The sequence below is a fragment of the Actinomyces israelii genome (genome assembly GCF_030253495.1).
Lineage (GTDB): Bacteria > Actinomycetota > Actinomycetes > Actinomycetales > Actinomycetaceae > Actinomyces > Actinomyces israelii.
This window is the reverse complement of sequence record NZ_CP124548.1, coordinates 438583-461931: the sequence shown is the minus strand read 5'-3', so window position 1 is coordinate 461931 and position 23349 is coordinate 438583. Positions and strand designations below refer to the sequence as shown.

Below are 23349 nucleotides of genomic sequence, written 5' to 3'. Positions count from 1 at the left end.
GCAGCCCAGGGTTTCGTCCGGGGTGTTGTAGCGTCAAGATAAGCTCATGGAAGGATTTGACGGGGAAATAGGGAAGTATCGAGCAGTGATTGAATCCGGCGGCAATCCCGTAAATCGCCTAATTATCGTCACAAACACTCCCGACGCCCAAGCCTCTCTTTACCAGCGAGCACGTAATATCCTGGGACCAGACACCTCCTTCGAGGTAAGACTCATGCCCTAACACATGAGGAGCAGTCATCATGGGAGTCAGCCACATGATTATCACCACCAGCCCTAGAGACTTCATGTTCGACACTGACGCCTTCATCCGTGAAGCGCAACGAAGATGGCCAGGCTGTGAAGTTTTTAGGGAAATCCGAGAAAAAGACCCCTCTGACGCCACCGTTCAGATCTCTCCGCAAAATAAGCCCTCTTTTTCTGTCGACCATTTTCCTGACAACCAGATGGTTTCCATTGACGGGAATCCTGACAGCTCTGCGGAAGTGGCGGCCTGGGTTCGCCAGATGCACCCAAACCCAAATCTGGCACTATGGTTCATCGATGAGTCCTTCTCCGGGCACACAGTCCTGTTCCCGGAGATCACGGCGCAGGAGGTTCTCGATAACTGGGCAGACCACTCCGAGCACAATCCTTACACCGAATATCCCGACTATTTCAAGTAACCCCATTTCACTCCAACGGCAGACATATCTGCGCACCTGGCGCGGTGTCGTCCTGGATACTGTCGCGGAGATGGTCGAGCGGGTCGAGGTGACGGTACGTGAGTGGCTGTCGCAGTGGCGGCGGACCAGGCTGAGCTCCGTGGTAAATCGGTCGCGCCGGAGGTGAGAACGCGGCGAGGCTCAAGAGGTCGCAGAAGGACGAGGTGGAGGAGACCCTGAGGAGACCGCCGTCGGAGGCGGGCGCCCGCCAGGCGGATTGCCGAGACATGGCGCCAGGTCGCCGATCTGCTGGAAGCAGGGTGGAAGGTCTGCACCGTCGACGAGGTCAGGGCCCGGCGCGAGGCCGAGACGAGGCGCATGCGGCTCCCCAAGGGAAAGAGAACAGGGCTGTACGTGGACCGCGAGAAGGGCGAGCCGGTCGTCCTTCGGGGCGCTGAGCCTGACGACCAGGACAATGAGGGCCTACCCGATCGAGAGAGACCAGAACGCCGAGCAGACCCGCCCTCACGATGGGGCGCCTGTCGCGTGAGACCGACAGGAACAAGGAAGATCGCGGTTGTCCTGGACAACGCCAGGTTCCAGCGCCCAAGGCCCTGGCCGGTCTCTACGCCACCGGTCAGGAGTCAGGGCGTATCACGCCCATCCACATGCCCTCTACGCCCCCGATCTCGGGTCCCACAGAGCACATACGGGACGCCGCCAAGAACAATATCGCGAACCCCCGCGCGCCCGCCCCGCAGAACACCTTCGCGGCCTTCACCGCCCACATCACCAACTGCACCTCCGACCACGACTTCGAGCACCTCACAATCACGCCGTCAGACAACGATTTTGTTTAATTCCGGCCATATGAGTTCTTGTACAGCTTGTCGGTGGGCGAGCCAGCCGCCCGACGCCGTCCAGATGGTCGGCGCGGCGCGAGACCGGACCGATCTCGACGAAGGGGCTCCGGGGCCGAGCACCGGGGTGCGAGAGGGCGTGGCGCGGGAGGGCGGCGGACCGCCATCGGCGTTGACGGCCCGACCCGCGCCCGGCCCGGAATCAGTCACCTAGTTGTCCTCGGCCTGGTTCTTGATCGTGTTGCCGTCGCCGAGGTCCTTGATCTGCGGAGTGCTGCCGGCCCACAGCACGGTGCTGTAGCTGCTGGTAACCGTGACGCTCTTGGTGTCGCGCACATAGACATTGGCATTGCTGTTGACAATAATGTTCTGCGCGTAGTCGACGATGACGGTGACGCCCTCGCCGCTCACCGTCAGGTTCGTTACGTCGCCCTCAATGACAATCGTCGCGTACGAGCGATCGACAACAACCTGGCCGTTGTCCGGCGTCATCGTCTTCTTGCCCCCGGACTGCTGGGCGCGAACCCACTCCTCGTTGGTAATAGTGGCCGACGCCCCCGGGCGCCCGGGATCGGGGGACGCCGTGCCGCCCTGGTCGGTCAGCGGGGGCAGCGCGGTCGGGCTGGCGCTCGACGTGGGCATGTCCCCGTCGGAGTCCCCCGACGGCTCCTGTGACGGGTCGACTGCGGAATGGGAGGACGCACCCGCGGATCCCGATGAGCCGCTGCTCGTGTGGTCCAGGTTGACCGTGCAGGCCCCCAGCAGGCCCGCGCTCAGCGCCACGGCGCAGGCGAGGGCGACCAGCCGGCGCGCAGGACCCGGGCGGGACGGCACGAGGCCATCGGCGTCCCCGGCGCCGACGAGGGCGGCGGAGGCGGCCGGGGACACGGGGGCGGCGCTCATGTCGTTATTCATGGTGCTCATAGTGGTCGCGGTGCTTGCAGTGGTCATGACATGCTCCTTGCAGGCGGGGTGACAGGTGGGGTGAGGTGGGCAGGGGCTGCGCTCGGCGCGGGTGCTTCCGCTACTGCGGGCGCGCTCGTGGCGGGGCCGCTCGCCGTCGGCCGCAGACGATCCGGCGCAGCCCGCCACGGGTCAGAAGACCGGAATCATAATCTCGACCCGTCGGTTGAGCTGGCGGCCGGCCGGGTCGTCCGAGCCGTCGGGAGTGGTGTTGGGAGCGACCGGCCGGCTCTCCCCGTAGCCGACGGCGGTGAGCTCAGTGGTGGCGCCGGCGTCGCGCAGGGCATCGACGACGGCCTGGGCGCGCTGCTCGGAGAGGGTCTGGTTGTAGGCCTCGTCGGCTACGGAGTCGGTGTGCCCGGCCACGGTGGCCTTCGGGGCCCCGGCCTGGGTGAGCACCTGGGCCAGGGAGCTGAGCAGCTCGCTCGACTCGGGGCGGACCTGGTAGGAGTCGACGTCGAACAGGATGCTGGAGTCCAGGGAGATGGCGGTGCCGCAGGACTTCACCGGCCTGACGGCGTCGATCCCGGGGAAGGACCCGACCTTGCCGACCGGCGGCAGGGGCTTGGCGGCCGTGCTCCGGCCGTTGACCAGTGCCGTGCCGTCGCCGTGGTTGACAATGGACAGCGCCCCGTCCGTGTAGCTCCCCGTGCCGTCGCCGTTATTGACGATGCTCACGGAGCCCCGCTTGTAGGAGCCCGAGCCGTTGCTGTTGACCACGATGTTCTCCCCGGTGGCGGAGTTGGTGGAGGTGCCCGATCCGTCGGTGTTGACGGTCACCGACAGGGTCGCATCCACATAGGTTCCTGAGCCGTCGCCATTGGTCACGATCTTCGTGGTCCCATTCGTGTAGGAGCCGGAGCCGTTGCCATTGTCGACGACGGTCGCCCCGCCGTCGGAGGAGGAGGCGCCGGCGGTCGAGCCGCCGCTGTCGGGGGCGGCCGGGCCGCCGCTGATCAGGACGGTGCCGGTGGAGCCCGCGGAGATGCCTCCGGACTGGTCGCAGCGGGCCGGGGAGACGGTGACGCCGGGCACGGAGTCGACGGTGGCGGTCTGATCGGATGTCAGGGCGCCGTCCCCGGCGGCGAGCAGCCCCATGTCGGGCAGGGTGAACAGGGGCACGGGCGGCGCCTCGCCCGGGGCGTAGCCGGGGGCCGTCGCGCCGGCGGAGGCGGCCGCGGTCGGCGCGGTCGCCGACGTCGCCGAGCCCGTCGCATCCGCGGTCTGGTCGGGGCCGACGGCGGCGGCCGGGGCGGTCGCGTCGACCTGCGAGGAGGATGTCGCCACCGGCGTCGAGGAGCCGCAGGCGCTCAGGGCGAGGCAGGCGGCCCCGAGCAGGACCGTGCAGGCGACGGGTCGCGTGCGACGCGCACCGGAGCCGGCGGCGGGGAAGCGGATCGAGTGGTTCATGGAGACGACCCTACGAACGGAATGTCGCAGCGATGTCCTCGCGCTGTCGCCGTCCTGCGACAGATGAGACGGGCGGAGGGCGGCGCGCGCGTCGTGGTACTTTCTCAGCATGACGTCAGCCTGGAGATTCTGTCTCAGGCGTCCCGCAGCGGCGCTGGCGGCTCTCAGCCTGTGCGCCGCCCTGACGGCCTGCCGGCCGGGTCCGGCGGGCCCCGACGGCGCGCACGACGAGTCGGGACCGCCCGGCGCGCAGACGGGATCCGACCCGTCCGCGGGCGACCCAGCGGCAGGCGGCTCGCCGGACTCGCCATCGGGCGGCGCCCCGGCGGGCCTGGAGACCTTCTATGACCAGGAGCTCAGCTGGGCCGACTGCGCGGACGGCGCGGACGGCTACCAGTGCGCCACCGCCACCGTCCCGCTGAGCTACGACGATCCCGACGGCGAGACCATCTCCATCGCCCTCAGGCGCCTACCGGCCTCCGACGGCACGGCCGAGCTCGGCTCCCTGTTCCTCAACCCCGGCGGGCCGGGCGGCAGCGGCACCGGCATGGTCGCGACCGCCGCCGCCTCGTACACCCCCGAGATGCTCGCCTCCTACGACCTGGTCGGCTTCGATCCGCGCGGCGTCGGTGACTCGACCCGCCTGACCTGCTGGGACGCCGACGAGGTCGCGCAGAGCGGCGGCGTGGCCGGTGACGCGGCGCCGCCCGGCGGAAGTGTCGACGACGGCGCCGCTCCGGCCCCGGCGTCGGGCATCAGCGCGGTCCCGGCGGCCGATCCCAGCCCGGTCCCAGAGGAGACCGAGGCCTCCCCGACGCCCGACGCCACCGAGCCGCCGACGGCAGGCGCCGGGACCCCGCCGTCGGGCGACGCCACCGCGACCCCGAAGATCGACGGCATCTTCTGGACGTCGACGGCGGCCAAGGGGACTGCCGACGCCAACGCCTGCCGGACCTACTCCGAGGTCGGAGGCCTCATCGACCACATGGGCAGGTTCGACGTGGCCCGCGACCTCGACGTCCTGCGCTCCGCGGTCGGCGACGAGCGGCTCAGCTACCTCGGCTACTCCTACGGCACCGTCATCGGCAGCGCCTACGCTGAGCTCTTCCCGGGCAGTGTCGGGCGCGTCGTCCTGGACAGCGCCCAGGACCCGGCGCTGACCCGCACGGAGGTGGCCGACGCCCAGCTCACCTACCGGGAGGGCCGGGCGCGGGCGTACCTCGAGTCCTGCCTGGGGCAGGCGGGCTGCCCGCTCACCGGCACCGTCGACGACGCCGTCTCCCAGCTGATCGCCTTCTTCAAGGGCCTGGGCACCGAGCCGCTCACCGTCACCCAGACGGACGGGCGGACCGGCCGGATGGACGCCGCGACCGCCTTCAACCACGCGCAGAACCTGTGGCTGGCTCGGCCCGAGTACTGGCCCGCGCTGACCAGGGCGCTGTCCCAGGCGATGAGCCGGCACGACGGCACCGAGCTCGCGCGCGTGGGCGCCCTGGCCCCGGGCGCGGGGCAGATCTCAAAGCCGGCGTCGCAGCAGGAGGCGTCATACGCCATGACCTACACGGCGGTGATCTGCGCCGACTCGCCCGACGTCGCCGACCAGGCCACCTGGAACGCGGAGGCCGCGAAGTCCGCCGAGGACTACCCGCTCATGAACGCCATGGGCTCCCTGCCGGCCGGGACCGACGCCTACTGCCACGGCTGGGGCGTCACCGCGAGCTCCGCGCCGACCGAGGTCCACGCCTCCGGCTCGGCGCCGATCCTCGTCGTCGGCGTCGACGGGGACTCCCAGACCCCCTACTCGTGGGCCCGGTCCCTGGCCTCGCAGCTCGACGCCGGGCACCTGCTCACCGTCGAGGGCTACGAGCACGGCGCCTCCCTGTCGAACACGTGCGCCGTCTCGCGCGTCAGCGACTACCTGGTCGATGGCGTGCTGCCCGATGAGGGCGCGAGCTGCCCGATCGACCCGCTGCCCGCCGACGTCGCCGAGGGGCTCGCGTCCTAGTAGAGTGTCACCTCTACTGCTTGGGGTATAGGTGGCGGAAGTTGGAGCGCCTGGTGTTTCTCGGGCAGTGATGAAAAGTGCACTGTTTTTGAGAGATGAGGCAGAGCCTGATTATGCCGGCATCGAAACTCAGTAATGAAATCGAGGGGTGGACCGCCGGGCGCGTCTCCGACGCCCCCCGTCATGTCGACCCGCATGAAGCAGTCCTGCACGACCCCCTGTAAGCACCTCCCAGGAACCCCGCAGCAGTCGCCCAGAATACCGTTTTGTCTAATTTCAGCCATATCTCTCTAAAAAACATAAAGGAAAGTGTAAAGAAACGTAGTGCAGCAAGGGCCAGCGCCGACGCCACCTTGCGTACCATCCAAATCCTCGGGCGGTCTGACCGAGTGATCACTGCTGCTCGAGAGCGATCCTAACTGCGGCGCGCCGGTCCTTCTTCCCGCTCAACGTGCGCGGCAGCAAGGCGTCGGTTGTTACAAACGATCGCAGAAGAAGATGGTGGGGAACCCGCTTTGACAGAAAAGCATTGATGTCTGTGATTGCGATATTCTCACCGCCCCGAGCCAAGCATTTAAGTGCTGGTCCCGGTGCACCTGAGTCATCAAGGAACACTACGCAGTCTTCCACTCCCGGACACTTCTTGACGTGTTCTTCCACCTCCAGGATGTCCACGCGGCAACCCCCAATGTTGACCACCTGATCGGCTCTTCCAAGGAACGTGAATGAATTTCCATGGGCGGTCACGACATCGCCGGTATCAAACCATCCATCGCAATTCTCTAGTGGCAATGGATCACCATCGACCACGCGATGGGTGGCGGCAGCATCGGAACGGACTAGTAGATGGTGGGGCCCGTTACCAGAACCTTGGCCCTCACGCCACTCCACGCCCTTGAGAGGATCTCCTAGAGTCAGTGCAGTATCGTCGGGCTCTATCCACTTGCCGGAGATTACCGAACACTCTGTCTGGCCGTAAAGGCTGAAGATCCTGGCACTCGGCACCCTCACCCACAGGTTCTCCAGAGTCGCCCTGCTCACAGGCTCGCCTCCGAGAACGACCCTCAGGTCGTTCAGTCCTTCACCGGAAAACTGGCTGGCGACCATGTCGAGGACGGTGGGTACACAGTGCCACACAGTTACGCCTGAGCGCAAGACCCTGGGGACCTCGGTTTTCAAGGACAGTGGCGAAGAGGCATCCACGGCGACAAGGGTGGCGCCGGTCAGCAAGCAGGAGTAAACATCAACAACCGCGGCGTCATGACCCAGGGAAGAGAGCATCGCGACTCGGTCTTTCTCACCGAGAGTTATGGAGCCAGTATAAGCTTTTACCATGTTCACGATGTCGGAAGAGGTGTGAAGTACTCCCTTTGGCGTGCCCGTCGACCCCGAGGTGTAAAGGTGATAGGCCCACTGCACGAGTGCCGGCGAAGCGTCCGGAACGGCACCACGCAACGAACAAACTTGCATCTGAGAGTCGAGTCTTGACGGCGATGTCAGAAAAGTGCCGTACGCGTCGCGAAGACAGTCAGAAACCAAGTGGACCGACCCGGATCGGCGCATGAGCTGCTCCACTCGTCTGGGTGGGTTCGCCACATCCACCGGCAGGTAACTCCGGCCTGACATCACGCACGCAATCATGATCGGAATAGCATTAAGGGCGCTCCGGCACATAACAGTGACCGGGCCCGAAGCGTCAGGTAGCCTGTCCAGGAGAAGATCGATCTGCGCAGCTTTCCTGTACAGCCCCGTGTAGGTCATTCGATGAGCACCTTGTTCGACGGCAATCATGCTAGAATGCTCTGCGGCAACATGGTTGAGGGTTCGGGAAAGAGTCATGAGCTCATGGACCCTTCTTATCCGCCATGCGTAACGCATAGCCGTTACGAAAAATAAGGAACATAGCTGCGATGCAGGCCGCGGCAACAAGGCCCATCACGGCAACTCGCAAGCGTCCGACCGCGAGAGACTCGTCGACACCAGAGGAGAGCCACGGCATCAGCACGGCGGAGAACATCGTAAGAAATAATTGCCGTACTCCTGCGATCCTTCCCACCATCTCCTTGCTGGCAGTTGTCTGCAAGTAAAAAGAAAACGCCGACACTGAAACCGAGTTCACCACGCCAATAATCACCATGAAGCAGGCGATCAGATAAGAGGATTCCACTACAAGATAAACCGCCAGCCCCGCCTGCACAGCGACCGCTAGAACCATGACCTCCCAGCGCCCCTGGAGGATGGAGAGGTACCCGAAGATATTGGCACCGGCAATGGCTCCCGCTGCGAAGCACACATCCCATACCGAGAGCCAGTGGTCACTCAACTCTAGTCCTTTGAGAAGAGGTGGGTAGGAGACATTGATGACATTGACGTAAATCAAGTCGACAGCGGCGAACGCGCACATTCCAAGGATTATCTTCGACCTTGCAATGTAGACTATCCCTGCCCGCCAGTCCTCAAAGGCCTGCCGTGGCCTGAACACCGACCTCAGCCAACTGGCACCGCCAAGCCCTTCATCCTGCTTTGGCACGACAGCGATCCAGGTGAAGAACGCCGAGGCAAGATAACTGACCGCGTTGATCCACAACGGAAAGTAGGTCCACAATGTGAGCAACCAGCCGGCAGCAGCCGCACCCAGGAACATCCCCAACTGCTGGAAAGTCGATGTCCTGGCGTTGTATCTGGCGAGAGTCTTACCCTCCGCGATAAGCGGACCGATCTTGAAGATCGACGTGCGGAAGAAGGGCTGGACTAGGCTGAGCAGAACTCCTGCGAGCACGAGTATCGCAGTATGACCTGTGGCAGCACCGGCCGCGCCCACAGCGACGATGACCGCCCGGACGATTTCTGCCGTGACCGCAAGCCTCTGCGCAAATCCGCGGTCCGCCCCCACCGAGGCGAACACCTGCATGGATAGTACCGCAACTGCCTGATACACCAGCAAGGAGGCAAACATTCCGGAGGCGCCTGAGGACCTGTAGAGGATAACACTTACAGCCAGCAGGTACATTCCATTACCCGTGTTCGAGATTAGCATCCCGATCGGGATACTAATCTTTGCGTCCAAGGAGACGACTCGATTACTGGCCATCGTCAACCTTCACGATGAGATCTTGACCCGCGGAGCGTAAGAGCGCCTCCGGGTCCTCGCCCGCTGGAAGTACTCCTTCAAACCATGCCAGATACCCATAGGTAGATCCCTCGCGAGGAAGATAGTCTCCAACCCTACGACGCCAGATGACTCGGTCCACGTACGGATGTTTCTCGTAGAAAGTCTCAGGCAGATCAAGAGAGAGTATCCGGCCGGAGACGGAGTATCCGACATTATACCAATAGTGACGGTCAGAGGCTGGCTCCGGCAGCATGTCACCATCCTTTCGAGCCAATCCAATGCAGGCATCGACGAGTGCGGAAAAGAAGTCATTTCCGTACGCTCGTTTATAGGTCGGGTATAAACCGCACCCCGCGCCTGGTCTCAACGCAGCCTCAATAACTACGTACTCACCGCTGCGCTCATCACGTCGGACCTCGGTGTGCGTGGCGCCGTGACGAACACCGGCCGCCATTACCGCCTCGCGTGCCGTATCGCACAGCGCCCAAAGCTCGTCAGCAGGAGTGTCCGGATCCGCTAGGTAAAGTCGATCCATAAAGTCCGGCGCCCGCGGAACCCCCTTCGCCAGCACCCCCTGCGCCACTGCCCGACCTGATTGCCAGACCTGGTCCACACAGAACTCCGGACCATCAACATACTCTTCGATCATAATACCGGAGCGAGCGTGCCCTTCCTTGCCCAGGGCGGTGGCATTGAATCTCGCAGCACCCTGTCGAGCCCTTTCCAACTCCTTCTGGTCATGAGCCAATACCACGCCAGCGCTGGCAGCGCCGTACACAGGCTTGACGATGACCGGAAAGTCCTCGCCCGAAAGTTGAGGAGGCACGCCTGGCCCTTTGTGAAAAACACGGGGTGTAGGAACCCTGTGCTTCTCCCAGCACTCCTTCATGAGGGCCTTGCTACGCAAGGTTCGTGCCGCCGACGCATTTGCGGTGATCAAACCCAATTTGTGGCAGACGGCATCGAGGACACCAACATACTGCTCGATACAGTTAACTATTCCGGCTGGCACCCCGTAACGTTCCTTCAGATCGTACGCAATCTGAGTTGGTTCGCGCCAGATGTCAATCACGTCGTAGTCGCACGGAGAACACAATTCCTTCTCGTAAAGAACAACGGGCTCAAATCCGCGCAGCTCACAAGCCGACTTCAGAGAGGACACGGTGCTGGTTTCTCCAAAAATAAGGATTTTCATCATCAATCAATTCCGTCACTACCGGGCCCGAGAAGGCGGAGAAGTCCCTCGAGCGTAATCAGGTCTTCATAGTCCAGCTTATCGTAGTCCAATTGGTGGCCGATTCGGCTCTCAATTCTCTCCAGCACCTCAAAAACTGCGATGCTGTCGACGCCGAGATGCGTCAAAGGCAAATTCACGAAGTTCTCGGGTTGTGCACATATTTTTTTCATATCAACTTCTGAAACAATTCCACGTAACAAAAATTCAATATCTTTCATGCTTCCACCTTGTCGCACGCGCATATCGCCTCGATGAACGTTCTGTCAGCCGTCTTAGTCCACCGTTCATGCGCCTCAGTAAGCGCTTCCAATGCATTGATATAGGATGAGGTGGATGACCTGTTCTGCCTGCCGACCATAACCGTAAACCACTTCTGCAAGCGGCGAAGACGATCAGCGCACAGCAACCGATTAGTCTCCAGCTCGTCAATGGCGCCCGGAGGGATCAATAAGGCGATGGACGGATCTGCCGTTATCTTATACCATGCACGCCACAACGGAACGAGTTTGTTCCCGATGTGCTTATTCAAACGAAGTTGCAGCGCCTTATCGTTTCGAATTTCTAATAGTTTCTCTCGTTCCTCTTCGACGGAGTGGAGCAGGTCACGGCAGGCTGAGCGGTCATACCTGGCCGGACCGCTGTTACGATGCAGACTTCCGTCTTCGACTGTGTACCCATAAAGGTTCTTGACGATATAGGAGAATAGTCTCATGCCTTCTCTTGACCTAAGCCCCTCCTCGAGTTCATAGTCCATCCGAAGGAAACCTACAAGTGTCTCTCCCTCGGGGGTGAATGAGCACCTCCCAACGACCTCATCAAAAGGTGAGTGCACCCGGGTACGACGCATCACTTCATTTGTCTTGGTAAGAAAAAAGCCGGCCTTGTCCGCCCCCTCGATCAAGGAACTCGTCCGGTAGGTGCTTCCATCGGGACGCGGCGTCCAGAGCATGGCTCGCGCCTGGTAGCCCTGCTCCAGCATCTCTCGTAGCGTCTCAACAAAAAAGGCCCGAGGTATCCAGCGCTCATCCTCTATCCTGTCCAGCAGTGACGTCAAGCCGTCATAATGAAACTGGAGAGCCTCATTCTGCATCGGCACATGCTGAAGATGGTTATGACGATCTGCGTACAGCCAGTAGAAAGAGGAAATGCCCTTGTTTCGTCTCAGGTAGTGGTAGAGCGAACGCTCATAGCAAACCAGAGGTTCGCTGTCCTCGACCTCCGCCTGTGTCAACTCGGTCTCTTGCATCTGCACACTTCTCATATCAAGCCCCTTTCTCCTCTGCAGAAACAAGAACTATTCAAGATATTCTTTCTGGTTACAACACGGCCGCGCCCAATGTCAATATTCAACATTCCGCTACCGGTACTGTTTCCGTGACACAAGTAGTTCACGACTTCGACTGCTTGCCAGGAACCAATGACGCCGGCTGCGGCCCCCACAATGGGAACAGGGGTGGGGCGCCCCTTCTTTCGCTGGGGGAACATGCACTCATAGCACGGTTTCCCCGGATCTCCTGGATCGAAAACATACACCATCCCTCTCATACTTTCAACGGCTCCAAATATAACGGGCACACCCTTCTTCACGGCCCAACGGTTGATAACGTATCTTGTTGACAGGTTGTCTACGGCATCGACAATGATGTCGTTTTCGATCAGAAGAGCATCGACATTTATACTGGTTAGGTGCTCAATATGAGTATCGACGATCACGTCCGGAAATGCGGCTTCTATCCTCTTTCTTGCTAGCATCGCCTTTTTCTTTCCTAGATCTTCGGTGCGATAGAAGAGCTGTCTGTTCAAATTAGTCAATTCGACGATATCGGAGTCAACGATAGTTATCCGACCGATACCAGCAGCAGCAAGATAACTGATAACTGGGTAACCGAGGCCGCCTGCTCCGACCACCGCGACATGCGAGTGAAACAGTATGTCCTGCCCTTTTTCTCCTATCTCTGGCATAATAAGTTGACGATCGAAACGCGTTCGTTTTTCTTCCAGCCTCATCCCGTCACCCACCTGCTATTTGGATAAGAAATTCCACCGAACTCTTCTCGTCAACGTATAGATAACTTGGCGCATCGGCAAGTTCCCCATCAATGAGAACAAGAACATTCCATCGGAGTTTGTTGTTCTCGTCTAAGCAAGAACTCGCAAAATCTGGGCTATACGCAGACATTTGCGTAATGATATCGCTCATGCTGTGCGCACCTGCTGCTTCTAGGTTTTGATCCAAGAAACTGATTTTCATGTTGAACCTCCGTAGCATACTCGAAAACTAAGATCTCTTGCACGATAATCTTTCGGAAGAATTACTCGTGCATCTGAGTGACACATTTCCGAAAATGCATAATAACTGCCTCCTTTCGTCGGCGCTGTACCGTGATCGTAGGAGTCGCACCACTCCCAGGCGTTGCCTTGCATATCATATAAGCCGAATTTATTTGGCTTTCTGCTTCGAACTTTGAGCAGCCTGTTTTCAGACGATTCGCTGAATACAGCATATTCTGTCAGACTGGAGTTTCGCTGGCCATCTCGCTTTTCTACGAAGGAGTCGTCGCATAGTGATGCCCATTCGTATTCTTTTAATAGCCTGGTTCCCGTGATCACACAGAAAGTAGCGGCGTCGCGCCACGTTACTTCGGTGACTGGAAACTCATTTTTTGGGACTCCGGTATGATAACGGAGCACGTTATAGTATTGTTTATTTGTAATTAGCGTTTCGCTCACATACAATCCGTTGATATTAATAAAACGGACATCATTTAATAGCCTAGGCGTTTCCTGCTCGCCCGATAACAGTGGCTCGCTGGTGCTGTCGTCGGCAAGCCTGACCCGCTTGACTCTTCCACGCTCAATAGCGAAGGCCGCAATTTCTGGAAATGAAGGATTTCGAAGACTGACCAGAAGGTGCCACAGCGCCTCGCTCGGATGAAGAATGGCGTCTATCTCGGCAAAATAGGCAGGATGACGAAGGTGCGTGTGAAAGACTGCGACTTTACGATATCCTTTTTTGGCGCACACTAAATGTTCGCGAACAGTTTCGCCTCTCGTTGCGCGGAATCCCGCATTAGCATTGTTGCTGTAGTACCGACCGACCGACTGGAATGATTTTTTAGTCTCCGGAGCCTCGCGGTCATCGTCGTGAAATATATAGTAGTCCACCACCGCATCAGAATCCTGCTCGGCATAAAGAATACCAAACGTTTTTTTTGGATACTTCCGCAGTAGTTCATGAATAAGAGAGTCGAGAACTCCAGATTTAAACTCAATTTTTTCAGGGACCATCATAATATCTGTCGCCAGATGCCTCGTTAATTGGACATGATGAGCAATGCGAAGGTGCGCAAGACATAACTGTGGGTAAATAGATTCAGGGTAGGCCTTATGTAGCAAACCTTTCGGTCTCAGTGTCAGGAACTGCCGTTGGGCATGAGTGTACACGACGATCGCGATAGACGCTCATCAGCGGGACACCGTCGTTCACTTCTTCGAGTTCCTCCACACTGAAGGCGGGATGCGGTGTCGATTGGCACTGCCTGCCCTCCAGAAAGTGCGGAAGAAGGTCGCATTCACAGAAATATACTAAATGGTTGCTATGGTGGACTCCTACAAGTCAGGGTGACAGACTCACCCGCCGCAGAGACATCTCGGCATGACACGCATCACAAAAATACACGGCGACGCGCGAGACAACAGGCCAGTGGGGATGCGCGATAGGCATTGCGCACGGGTCGTGTTCGTGGGTGGTCTCCTCATCAGGCCAAGGAACCAGCATGTCATAGGGCGGGTGCGTAGTAACTGGAGGATGGGCAGGTTGCCCCATAGCGGCGGAGTGCGGTTATGGAGTATCTGTGCCGGGCTCAGCCGGAGCACTGCGGCGAGGTGTGGGTGGCCTGCCAGCTGAGAGCGCGACAGGGCCTGGGTCTGGGAACCGTCCCGGTACCCTTGCCCCCTCACCTGCGAACCGTCTCGGGTTTGATGGAGAGGGGGTGCCCCACGCCCAGGAAGGTCGTGGGCTGTGCGACTGGGGCGATCATAGGCGGCACCAGTCCTGGTGCGCGAGGCCATCGACATGGCGACCTGCAGCGGCCCGCACACGACAGGGGGAGACAATCCACCCCGCCCCCGGGCCGTGGCACCCTGGCACACCTCCGCCCAGCTCCGTCCCGGCACCCGGCACCCGGCGAGATACGGAATGCGTTTCTCGGCGGGAAGAACCGGGATGCGCTGGGCGGGTGCCCAGGCCAAGTCGTGGGCACCCGCCCTCAACGAACGAGGGGGCGCACACCGCTACACCGCAAGAAGCAGGGCTATCACCGACACTGCCTCCTGGATAGAGCCTGGTACACAAGCCAAACACGCCTCCACGCTGACGCCCGGGCACCCGGCGATGTCGAACACAGACTGACAAGCAATAACAAAGCCGCCCAGCACAGCACAATCAACCACAGTCCAAAACCCTCGGCAGTTCATGCCATCCGCCTGTCGCGATCACGCGACAGACTGGTGTGGCCGCCGGGTGCAGCGCCGCCCGCTGAGCAGGGCGTCATCGTCGGGCTCAGGCGACTCTCGCGGGACCAGGGCCCGCCACCGGGAGCACGAGCCACACGCGTGTGCCCACGCCCTCGCGCGAGGCCATGCCCACATTCCCGCCGTGGCGCTGCGCGATCGTGCGCACCAGGGGCAGGCCCAGCCCGGAGCCGGGCAGGGCGCGGGCGTTGCCGGCGCGGCCCAGCTCGCGGAAGACGAGCCCCATCTCCCGCTCGGGCACGCCGATGCCCGTGTCGGCGACCTCGATCGTCACCGCGCCGCCCTCCTCGCGGCCGCGCACCTCCACCGCCCCGCCGGCGGGGGTGTACTTGGCCGCGTTGGACACGATGTTGTAGACGGCCGAGTAGAGGAGGTCGCCGTCGCCGCGCACGTGCGGCAGGGGCCAGGGGGCCGACGGCAGGTCGAGGCGGATGCGCACGGCGACCCCGCGCCCGGCGGCCTCCTCGATGACGGCGGTCACGGCGTCCTGGACCGTCTCGGCCAGGTCGACGTCCTCCAGGGCGAGGGGCGCCGCCTCCAGCTCGGCGAGCTTGCGCAGGTCGGTCAGCAGCCGGCTCATCCTGCGGGACTGCGCGTCGACGACCTCGAGGTTGACGGCAATGGCGGGGGACGCGCCCCGCGAGGCGTCGGCGACGGCGGCGCGCACCGCCGTCAGCGGGTTCTTGAGCTCGTGGTCGAGGCGCCGCAGGAACTGGCGGTGCTGCATGCGCGCCTCCTCCTGGACCTGGAGGCGCACCCGCCGGAGCGCGGCCTCCCGACGACGCCGGCCGACGGCCACTGCCAGGGCGACCAGGAGGGCGGCGGCCAGGATCTCGCCGACCACCAGCGCGGGCGAGGCCGTCACCCGCAGGCTCAGGTCGCCCCACAGCAGCCAGCTGACCGCGGTGAGCACGACCGCGGCCCCGAGGGCGACGGCCCACCCGGCCAGGGCGCGGCGGGCCGGCCGGCCCCCTTCCGAGGACGACCGGTCCGCGCCGTCCCGTCTCACGCGTGGACCTCGGCGCGGAAGCGGTACCCCACGGAGGGGACGGTCTCGATGTAGGCGGGGGCCGAGGCGTCGTCGTCCAGGACCCGGCGGATCTCCCGCACGCGGTGGTCGACGGCGCGCGTGGAGGAGGCGAAGTCGATGCCCCACAGGGCCGACAGAAGGGCGTCGCGGGTGTGGAGCTCGCCGGGGTGGCTCATGAGGTAGTCCAGGAGCGTCACGGCCTTCGGCGTCAGGGAGAGCTCGCGGCCGCGGAGCTCGACGCGGCGCGCCGGCCGGTGCAGGACGAGGTCGCCGGACACGAGGCGGGTCGCGGCGGTCAGGGGCTGCCCGGTCCCCCGGGTGCGGCGCAGGACCGCCCGGATGCGGGAGGCGAGCTCGGCGGGGTCGAAGGGCTTGGACAGGTAGTCGTCGGCGCCGTCGTCCAGGGCGGAGACCCGCTCGTAGGAGGCATCGACCTGGGTGAGCAGGATGATGGGGGTCCAGGCGCCGCCGGCCCGCACCCGCCGCACCAGCTCCCGCCCGTCCATGCGCGGCATGAGGACGTCGGAGACGACGATGTCGATCTCGTAGGCGGCCAGGAGCTCCAGGGCCTCCGCGCCGTCCGACGCCGGCATGACCCGGTAGCCGCTGCGCTCCAGGTAGGGGCCCAGGGAGCGGCGGATCGGGGCCTCGTCGTCGACGAGCAGGACCGTGGCGGACGGCGCGGCGGGCGGGGGGAGCGGTGCGGCGGGCCGGGTCACACGGGCCTCGCTGCGGAGCCTTCTGGGTTCACTGGGTGAGCCTTCCGGTGGTGTTGTCGGCGCCCTGGTCCTGGATGTCGGGGTCGTCCCCGAGCCAGTGGACGGTGACGCCGGCGCCCTGGATCTGGACGTGGTCGATGTCGCGAGCATAGACGACGACGTTGGAGCCCTGGACGATGAGGGTGCCGACGTTCTCGGCGGCGACCTTGGCGCCGGCGCCCTGGATGGTCAGGGTCTCGAGGTCGCCCACCAGGTTGAGGGTCGCGCCCGCGTCCGCAACGGAGTAGGCGCCGGAGACCTCCGTGCGCTCGCCGGTGTCGACAATCTCCTTCCAGGCCGGGTCGGTGACGGGGGCCTTCTCGTCGTCGCCGTCGGAGTCCTTCTTGCCGTCCGCGTCCTCCTTGCCCTCGGAGTCCCTGGTGGCTGTGGCGCCCTTGGCGGTCGGGCCGTCGGTGCCGGCCGCGGCGCCGGAGCCGGCGTCCGCCTGCGGGGCCTGGGAGGCCGCGGGGGAGGTGGTGCCGGCGGAGTCGGAGCCGTTGACGGACAGCGAGCAGGCCCCCAGGGACAGGGTCAGGGCCAGAGCGGCGGTACCGGCAAGAGCGGTCTTGGGAAGACGCATGTGAGTTCCTCTCGGGAATCAGCTGGGGTGTTTGTGCGGAGCACACACTACCGATTGCGTGGCCCGGCCCTGTCGCCGTGTTGTCGCAGGTCTGCGACGCCGCCCGTCGAGATCGGTTCACTTCCGCATCGAGATCGGTCGTAGGACCGATCTCGAGCCGGGATACGACCGATCTCGGCGTCAGGAGCTCTCGGTCTGGGAGGGGGAGGCCGCCGCCCTCTTGCGGGTGGTCGTCTTCTTGGCGGTCGCCTTGCGGGTCGCCGTCGTCTTCCCGGCCGTCTTCTGAGCGGTCTTCCTGGCCGCGGTCCTGCGGGTCGTACGCCTCTTGGCGGGGCCCTTGGCGCGCTTCTCCGCGAGCAGCTCGTAGGCGCGCTCGGGGGTGACCGTGTCCGGGTCGTCACCGCGCCGCAGGGTCACATTGGTCTCGCCGTCGGTGAAGTACGGCCCGAAGCGGCCGTCCTTGATGACCACGGGCCGGCCGGACTGCGGATCCGTGCCGAGCTCGCGCAGCGGGCCGCGCGCAGCCGCCTGGCCGCGGCGCCGCTTGGGCTGTGCGAACAGCTCCAGGGCCTGCTCGAGGGTCACCGTGAAGATCTGTTCCTCGGTCTCCAGGGACCGCGAGTCCGTCCCCTTCTTCAGGTACGGGCCGTAGCGCCCGTTCTGGGCGGTGATGTCCACGCCCTCGGCGTCCTGGCCCACCACGCGCGGCAGGCTCAGCAGGTCAAGGGCCTGCTCGAGGGTCACCGCGGACAGGCTCATGGACTTCAGCAGGCTCGCGGTGCGGGGCTTGGGGCCCTTCGCCCTGGCAGTCCTGGCAGCGCGCCGCTTCGGCTTGTCGGTCCTGTCCGCCTCGCCGTCCGACGACGACGCCGCCTCCTCGGGCTCGGGGAGCACCTCGGTGACGTAGGGCCCGTAGCGGCCGTCCTTGGCGATGATCGTGTGCCCGGTGGCCGGGTCGACGCCGAGCTCGCGGCCGTCGTCGGCGGCGCGCTCGAACAGCTCGCGCGCCTTGGCCACGGTCAGCTCGTCGGGGGCGACGTCGGCGGGCACATTGGCCCGCTTGCCCTCGGCGTCCTCCAGGTAGGGGCCGTAGCGGCCCACCCGCAGGGTGATGCCCTCGCCGATCTCGATGGAGTTGACGGCGCGGGCGTCGATCTCGCCCAGGTTCTCCACCAGGCCCTTGAGGCCCTGCTCGGCGCCGGCCTGCGCACCATCGCCCCGCCCGGCGCCGACCGGCCCGCCGGCGCCCCGCTCACCGCTGTCGCCGTCGGCGCTCGCCCGCGCGCCCTGCCCGAAGTAGAAGCGGGTGAGCCAGTCGACCCGGTCCTCCCGCCCGGCGGCGATGCGGTCGAGGTCGGCCTCCATGGAGGCGGTGAAGTCGTAGTCGACCAACTCGGCGAAGTTCTCCTCCAGCAGCCGGGTGACGGCGAAGGCGAGCCAGGTCGGCACGAGCGCCTGCCCGCGGTGGTCGACGTAGCCGCGGTCCGAGATCGTGGACATGGTCGCCGCGTAGGTGGAGGGACGGCCGATCTCGCGCTCCTCCAGGGCCTTGACCAGGGAGGCCTCGGTGTAGCGCGGCGGCGGGGTGGTCTCGTGGCCGGAGGCCTCGGCGGACAGGGCGGCGAGCTCATCGCCGGCGCTCATGGCCGGCAGGCGCACGTCCCTGCCCCCCCTGGCGCCGGTCCTGCCGCCCTCGGAGTCCGACTCGTAGCGCTCGGCGTCGCGCCCCTCCTCGTAGGCGGCGAGGAACCCGCGGAAGGTGATGACGGTGCCCGAGGCCGTGAAGCCGGCCGTGGCGAAGCCCGGGCCCGCGTCCCGCGACGCCCCGGCGGCGGGGGCCAGGGGCACATCCACGTGCACGGTGGCGGTCGAGCCGACGGCGTCGGCCATCTGGGAGGCGACCGTGCGCTTCCAGATGAGCTCGTAGAGGCGGAACTGGGAGCCGGTGAGCCGGTCCGCCACCTGGGCCGGGGTGCGGAAGTGGTCCCCGGCGGGGCGGATGGCCTCGTGGGCCTCCTGGGCGCCCTTGGACCTCGTGGCGTAGACGCGCGGGGCAGCGGGCACGTAGTCGGCCCCGTAGAGCTCGGCGACCTGGGTGCGCGCCGCGGCCACGGCCTGGCCGGACAGGACCGTGGAGTCGGTTCGCATGTAGGTGATGAAGCCGTTCTCGTACAGGCTCTGCGCCACCCTCATGGTCTCGCGCGGGTTCATGCGCAGCTTGCGGGAGGCCTCCTGCTGGAGGGTGGAGGTGGTGAAGGGGGCGGCCGGGCGACGCCGGTAGGGCTTCTCCTCGACCTGCGCCACGTGCGGGCGGCCGCGTCCGACGGCGTCGGCCACCGCCCGGGCCCCGACCTCGTGCAGGTGGACGGTGCCGGCCTTGAGCGCGGCGGGGCGCAGGGCCCCGGCGTCAGTGAAGTCCCGGCCGGTGGCCACGCGGCGCCCGTCAAGGGTCGCCAGGCGAGCGGTGAAGACGCCGGCACGGGCGTCCTCGGAGGAGGCGGGCAGCCCCGCGGACGCCGCGGACTCTGCGGACTCTGCGGACGCTGAGAACTCTGCCTCCACGCCCCAGTAGCCGGCCGGCACGAAGGCCATGCGCTCCCGCTCGCGCTCGACGACCAGCCGCGTGGCCACCGACTGGACGCGGCCGGCGGACAGGCCCGCGCGGACCTTGCGCCACAGCACGGGGCTGACCTCGTAGCCGACCAGCCGGTCCAGGATGCGGCGGGTCTCCTGGGCGTCCACCAGATGGATGTCCAGGTCCCGGGTGCCGGCCAGCGCCCGGGTGACGGCCTCCTTGGTGATCTCGGTGAAGGTCATGCGGCGCACGGGCACCTTGGGCTTGAGGACCTGGAGGAGGTGCCAGGCGATGGCCTCCCCCTCGCGGTCGTCGTCGGTGGCGAGGTAGAGCTCGTCGGCGCCCTTGAGCGCCTTGCGGAGCTGGGCGACCGTTTTCTTCTTGTCGGGGTTGATGACGTAGTAGGGCTTGAACCCGTCCTCGACGTCGACCGCGAACTTGCCGTAGGGGCCCTTCTTCTGAGCGGCCGGCAGCTCGGAGGGCTGGGCCAGGTCGCGGATGTGGCCTACGGAGGCCTCGACGTCGAAGTCGTCGCCCAGGTATGCGGCAATGGAACGGACCTTGTTGGGGGACTCGACGATGACAAGCTTGGTGGACACGGCTGCCTTCCTCGCGTTTCTTCCGACGGTCCCGCCCCACCGCGGGGCCCGCCCGGAGATGCCTGAGACCGTCGGACGGCCTCCTGCGGGCGACTGTAACGCATCGTCCGGCACCGCAGGGCGCGGGTTCGTCCCCCGGCCCCCGCGGGCACCCGACACCGGCCTCGACACGCCGCCCGCCGGCCCGCCGGTCCATCGGCCGATGTGTCAGCCGATCTGTCAGCCGATCTCAGCCAGGGCCGACTGGAGCGTCCGCAGACGACGGCGGATCACGGCGTCGTCGAAGGGCAGGTGCAGGCCGCGGCACTCCGCGGCCAGCGCCGCCATGCCGCGCACCTCGGGCGTGCCGCGCTCGACCAGGGCCGTGGCCCGGGCGACGGCGGCGGAGGCGCCCCGGCCGCTGTAGCGGTCCACCCAGCGGCTGAGTCGGCGCACCATGCGGTCCAGGCTCGGGGTGATCCGGCCCAGCTCGGCGTCGAGGGAGGCCACGCCCTCCTCGACCTCGGCGCACAGCGGCCCGAGGCCGGAGAAGCCGTCCTCGAGGGCCCCGCACAGGTCCCGGATCGATCCCGCGGGATCCTCCTCGCTGCCGTCCAGGACGGAGCGGGCGAAGCGCCCCACCATGAGCGTGAGCAGGCGCATGAGCGCCACCGAGAAGCGCAGGTCCAGCACCGACTGGCGCAGAGCGTCCATGCGGTCGGGCAGGGCGCGCAGCGCCGGCGCCGTGGCGCGGGACAGGTCGATGACCTGGGAGGCCAGGGCGTCCGCCTTGTCCATAATGTTGAGCGCGCGGCCGCCCACGACCTCGCCGAAGGCCTCGGTGCGGTCGGCCACGTCGAGCAGGACGTCCTTGGTGCTGGCCAGGGAGGTCAGCAGCCGCAGGTACTCCTCCAGCTCGAAGACGAGCAGGTTGGTGTCCTTCTCGATGTGGCCGACGATCGTCAGGATCTGGGTCACGGGGCCGGACACCGGCGGCGGCGCCGGCACGCGCACGCCCGCGGAGACCAGGTCGGAGACCTCGCGGGGCAGCTGCGCCAGCGTCATCGCGTGCAGGGACTCGATGCCGATGGCGCCCAGCTCGCGGGTCAGCTCGCCGGCGCCGTACTCGCCGATCTGACGCCGTGAGGCGCCACGCGCGGCGACCGTGCGCTCCCGGGAGCGCACGGTGCGGTAGATCTGCTCGGCCGCCTGCTGCGTGACGGTGTCGAGCGGCTTGGTGCGCACCGAGAGGTACCCGCCGTCGATCGGCACGATGGTGGCGAAGACGCGGTAGTCCAGGCCGTCCGCCGCACGGTTGACCACGTAGGCGCACACCGGCTTGTCGGCCTGGAGGTCGTCCCACATGAGCCTGAAGACGCCCGCGGGCATGTCCAGGTGCCGGATGATGTTGTGGGGCGCGCTGATGAGCCGCTCGCGCGTGTACCGCGACAGGGTGTCGAAGGTGCGGTTGGTCCGCAGAATGACGCCCTTGGGATCGGTCGTCGAAAAGAAGATGTCGTCTGGTTCGAAGAACCTCTCGTATCCGACCTGAGACTCCACGTCTGCTCTCTCCTGAATGCTCGGGGCGCGTCAGCACACGCCTCCGGGGATAGAGGCGGCTCTCATACCGAGCTCGGCGATCGCGCTAGATACCGACATGCTAGCACCATCCATCGCATCCGCATTGTAAGAGAGGTCCAGGCCTCGGCAGCGGGCCGCGAGCGCCGCCAGCGAGGACATCTCGGGAAAGCCCGCGTCCGACAGGCGCTCGGCCTCCCCCAGCAGCGCCAGGACGTCGCCCTCCTTGCCCTCGCGCAGGGAGGCGTACTCCCCCTGCAGCGCGCGCAGCCAGCGGCCGAAGGGGCGCCTCGTGCGGTCGAGGTCGGAGACGACCAGGCGCATGGCGCCGTCGAGCCCGTCGCGCCGGGCGCCGAGATCGGCGCAGGCCGCGCCGACGGCCGCCAGGTCGGCGGCCAGCGCGCGGTGGAGCTCGGTCATCGCGGCCGGGACGTCCTCCTCCGTGCCATCGACCACGGCAGCGGCGTAGGAGCCGAGCACCAGGGTGTGCAGACGCATCAGGGAGGCGCGGAAGCTCAGCTCCTGGACGGCCCGGTACAGCGAGGAGACGGTCTCGGTCAGACCCGTGAGCTGCTCGACGGCGTGAGCGGTGCGCTCCGCCACTCGCGCCGCCACGGCGGGCACCGAGGACTCGGGGTCCTGGCTGTCGAACATGGAGACGAGCTCGCCGGTACGGCGCGCCCGCTCGATGATCGCGGGCGCCTCCTCCATCCAGGCGCCCAGGCCGTCCAGCAGGGAGCGGTAGCCGCCCATCTGCCCGACGAGCGTGTCGCTGTCGCGCTCGATGTCGCGGGCGCCGCCCAGGATCGTGGCGGCTGGGCCCTCCATCCCGTGGCGGACCGGAACGCGCACCCCCTCGTCGATGAGGAGGACGGCCTCGGTGGGCAGGGAGGCGACGCTGAAGGCCGACAGCGAGGGGAACCCGAGGGCGGCGAGCTCGGCCAGCAGGACCTCGGCCCCCTTCTCGGCCACCTGGCGGCGCGGGACGCCCTGCTCGGCCGCCTCGCGCTCGATCGCGCGCACGCGGCCGTAGACCTCGCGGACCGCGGCGAACGTGCCGTCATCGAGGGGCTTGGTGCGCACCGAGACGTACCCGTCCTCGATGGCCGTCACCGTGGCGAAGACCCAGTAGTCGCGCCCGTCGCCGGCGCGGTTGAGCACGTAGGCGCACACGGGCCGCCCGGCCTGGATGTCGTCCCACATGAGCTTGAAGACGCCGGCCGGCATGTCGTCATGGCGGATAATGTTGTGCGGCGCACCAATCATCTCCTCGCGCGGATGGCGCGCGAGTGTGAGGAAGGTCTGGTTCGCGTTGCGGATGACGCCCTTGAGGTCGGTCGTCGAGAAGAAGACGTCCTCGGCGCCGAAGAGGCGCTCATTGCCCTGGATGGTTTCCACGAGTGTCCCGGTAAGGTAGAAGGGGAAATATATTCACCGGTAAGCCTGCCTCAGGCGCCGCGCTGACACCCAACCCTCGATGGTTACA

At 65.2% G+C, this 23349-nt stretch carries 19 protein-coding genes; 3 read left to right on the top strand and 16 right to left on the bottom strand.

The window, feature by feature from the left end:
* The first annotated feature begins 257 nt into the window (after positions 1–257).
* A complete protein-coding gene (locus tag AIF0345_RS01805) occupies positions 258–665 on the top strand; it encodes a hypothetical protein (RefSeq protein WP_268917541.1) in 408 nt (135 codons plus the stop codon).
* Between the two features lie 647 nt (positions 666–1312).
* Positions 1313–1504 carry a hypothetical protein gene (locus tag AIF0345_RS01800; RefSeq protein WP_268917540.1) on the top strand — a complete coding sequence of 64 codons (192 nt, stop codon included), beginning with the start codon at positions 1313–1315 and terminating at the stop codon, positions 1502–1504.
* 210 nt (positions 1505–1714) lie between these two features.
* Here the strand turns inward: AIF0345_RS01800 and AIF0345_RS01795 are convergent, their stop codons facing one another.
* A complete protein-coding gene (locus AIF0345_RS01795; RefSeq protein ID WP_268917539.1) occupies positions 1715–2455 on the bottom strand; it encodes a DUF3060 domain-containing protein in 741 nt (246 codons plus the stop codon).
* A gap of 144 nt (positions 2456–2599) precedes the next feature.
* Positions 2600–3877 carry an OmpA family protein gene (locus AIF0345_RS01790; protein ID WP_268917538.1) on the bottom strand — a complete coding sequence of 426 codons (1278 nt, stop codon included), beginning with the start codon at positions 3875–3877 and terminating at the stop codon, positions 2600–2602.
* Between the two features lie 109 nt (positions 3878–3986).
* Here AIF0345_RS01790 and AIF0345_RS01785 point away from each other — a divergent pair, with 109 nt between their 5' ends.
* Positions 3987–5882, top strand: a complete 1896-nt coding sequence (locus AIF0345_RS01785; protein ID WP_285296942.1) for an alpha/beta hydrolase — start codon at positions 3987–3989, stop codon at positions 5880–5882.
* A gap of 393 nt (positions 5883–6275) precedes the next feature.
* Here AIF0345_RS01785 and AIF0345_RS01780 read toward each other — a convergent pair whose 3' ends face one another.
* The 14 genes from AIF0345_RS01780 to AIF0345_RS01715 form a co-directional block, all read right to left on the bottom strand.
* Positions 6276–7721 (bottom strand): AMP-binding protein, encoded by a 1446-nt coding sequence (locus AIF0345_RS01780; RefSeq protein WP_285296941.1) that lies wholly within the window; start codon positions 7719–7721, stop codon positions 6276–6278.
* A 4-nt stretch (positions 7722–7725) separates the two neighbouring features.
* A complete protein-coding gene (locus AIF0345_RS01775; protein ID WP_285296940.1) occupies positions 7726–8949 on the bottom strand; it encodes an MFS transporter in 1224 nt (407 codons plus the stop codon).
* Between the two features lie 13 nt (positions 8950–8962).
* Positions 8963–10189 carry an ATP-grasp domain-containing protein gene (locus AIF0345_RS01770; RefSeq protein ID WP_285296939.1) on the bottom strand — a complete coding sequence of 409 codons (1227 nt, stop codon included), beginning with the start codon at positions 10187–10189 and terminating at the stop codon, positions 8963–8965.
* Positions 10190–10191: 2 nt separating this feature from the next.
* Positions 10192–10449 carry a phosphopantetheine-binding protein gene (locus tag AIF0345_RS01765; RefSeq protein WP_268917533.1) on the bottom strand — a complete coding sequence of 86 codons (258 nt, stop codon included), beginning with the start codon at positions 10447–10449 and terminating at the stop codon, positions 10192–10194.
* Complete coding sequence (locus AIF0345_RS01760) at positions 10446–11477, bottom strand: hypothetical protein (RefSeq protein ID WP_285296938.1); 1032 nt, start codon at positions 11475–11477, stop codon at positions 10446–10448. The genes AIF0345_RS01765 and AIF0345_RS01760 overlap by 4 nt, the downstream gene beginning before the upstream one ends.
* An 11-nt stretch (positions 11478–11488) precedes the next feature.
* On the bottom strand, positions 11489–12250 hold the full coding sequence (locus AIF0345_RS01755) for a HesA/MoeB/ThiF family protein (protein WP_268917531.1): 762 nt from the start codon (positions 12248–12250) through the stop codon (positions 11489–11491).
* Positions 12243–12482, bottom strand: a complete 240-nt coding sequence (locus tag AIF0345_RS01750; RefSeq protein ID WP_268917530.1) for a ubiquitin family protein — start codon at positions 12480–12482, stop codon at positions 12243–12245. The genes AIF0345_RS01755 and AIF0345_RS01750 overlap by 8 nt, the downstream gene beginning before the upstream one ends.
* Complete coding sequence (locus AIF0345_RS01745; protein WP_285296937.1) at positions 12479–13675, bottom strand: SUMF1/EgtB/PvdO family nonheme iron enzyme; 1197 nt, start codon at positions 13673–13675, stop codon at positions 12479–12481. Before AIF0345_RS01745 ends, AIF0345_RS01750 begins: the two co-directional genes overlap by 4 nt.
* Positions 13676–14792: 1117 nt before the next feature.
* Complete coding sequence (locus AIF0345_RS01740) at positions 14793–15773, bottom strand: sensor histidine kinase (protein ID WP_268917528.1); 981 nt, start codon at positions 15771–15773, stop codon at positions 14793–14795.
* Positions 15770–16513: a response regulator transcription factor gene (locus AIF0345_RS01735; protein ID WP_285296936.1), complete on the bottom strand. Its 744-nt coding sequence runs from the start codon at positions 16511–16513 to the stop codon at positions 15770–15772. The genes AIF0345_RS01740 and AIF0345_RS01735 overlap by 4 nt, the downstream gene beginning before the upstream one ends.
* 28 nt (positions 16514–16541) lie before the next feature.
* The gene (locus AIF0345_RS01730; protein WP_268917526.1) at positions 16542–17132 is read right to left on the bottom strand and encodes a hypothetical protein; all 591 of its coding nucleotides are present in this window, start codon (positions 17130–17132) and stop codon (positions 16542–16544) included.
* A gap of 180 nt (positions 17133–17312) precedes the next feature.
* Complete coding sequence (gene topA / locus AIF0345_RS01725; protein WP_285296935.1) at positions 17313–20306, bottom strand: type I DNA topoisomerase; 2994 nt, start codon at positions 20304–20306, stop codon at positions 17313–17315.
* Between the two features lie 219 nt (positions 20307–20525).
* Positions 20526–21845 (bottom strand): diguanylate cyclase, encoded by a 1320-nt coding sequence (locus tag AIF0345_RS01720; protein ID WP_285296934.1) that lies wholly within the window; start codon positions 21843–21845, stop codon positions 20526–20528.
* Positions 21846–21875: 30 nt separating this feature from the next.
* Positions 21876–23261 (bottom strand): PAS domain-containing protein, encoded by a 1386-nt coding sequence (locus tag AIF0345_RS01715; protein ID WP_285296933.1) that lies wholly within the window; start codon positions 23259–23261, stop codon positions 21876–21878.
* Positions 23262–23349 lie beyond the last annotated feature (88 nt).

Excerpts from the sequence above, each read along its gene's own strand:
- AIF0345_RS01805 (WP_268917541.1), top strand. The coding sequence starts at position 258 with ATGATTATCACCACCAGCCCTAGAGACTTCATGTTCGACACTGACGCC.
- AIF0345_RS01800 (WP_268917540.1), top strand. The coding sequence starts at position 1,313 with ATGCCCTCTACGCCCCCGATCTCGGGTCCCACAGAGCACATACGGGAC.
- AIF0345_RS01795 (WP_268917539.1), bottom strand. The coding sequence starts at position 2,455 with ATGACCACTGCAAGCACCGCGACCACTATGAGCACCATGAATAACGAC.
- AIF0345_RS01790 (WP_268917538.1), bottom strand. The coding sequence starts at position 3,877 with ATGAACCACTCGATCCGCTTCCCCGCCGCCGGCTCCGGTGCGCGTCGC.
- AIF0345_RS01785 (WP_285296942.1), top strand. The coding sequence starts at position 3,987 with ATGACGTCAGCCTGGAGATTCTGTCTCAGGCGTCCCGCAGCGGCGCTG.
- AIF0345_RS01780 (WP_285296941.1), bottom strand. The coding sequence starts at position 7,721 with ATGACTCTTTCCCGAACCCTCAACCATGTTGCCGCAGAGCATTCTAGC.
- AIF0345_RS01770 (WP_285296939.1), bottom strand. The coding sequence starts at position 10,189 with ATGAAAATCCTTATTTTTGGAGAAACCAGCACCGTGTCCTCTCTGAAG.
- AIF0345_RS01765 (WP_268917533.1), bottom strand. The coding sequence starts at position 10,449 with ATGAAAGATATTGAATTTTTGTTACGTGGAATTGTTTCAGAAGTTGAT.
- AIF0345_RS01760 (WP_285296938.1), bottom strand. The coding sequence starts at position 11,477 with ATGCAAGAGACCGAGTTGACACAGGCGGAGGTCGAGGACAGCGAACCT.
- AIF0345_RS01750 (WP_268917530.1), bottom strand. The coding sequence starts at position 12,482 with ATGAAAATCAGTTTCTTGGATCAAAACCTAGAAGCAGCAGGTGCGCAC.
- AIF0345_RS01730 (WP_268917526.1), bottom strand. The coding sequence starts at position 17,132 with ATGCGTCTTCCCAAGACCGCTCTTGCCGGTACCGCCGCTCTGGCCCTG.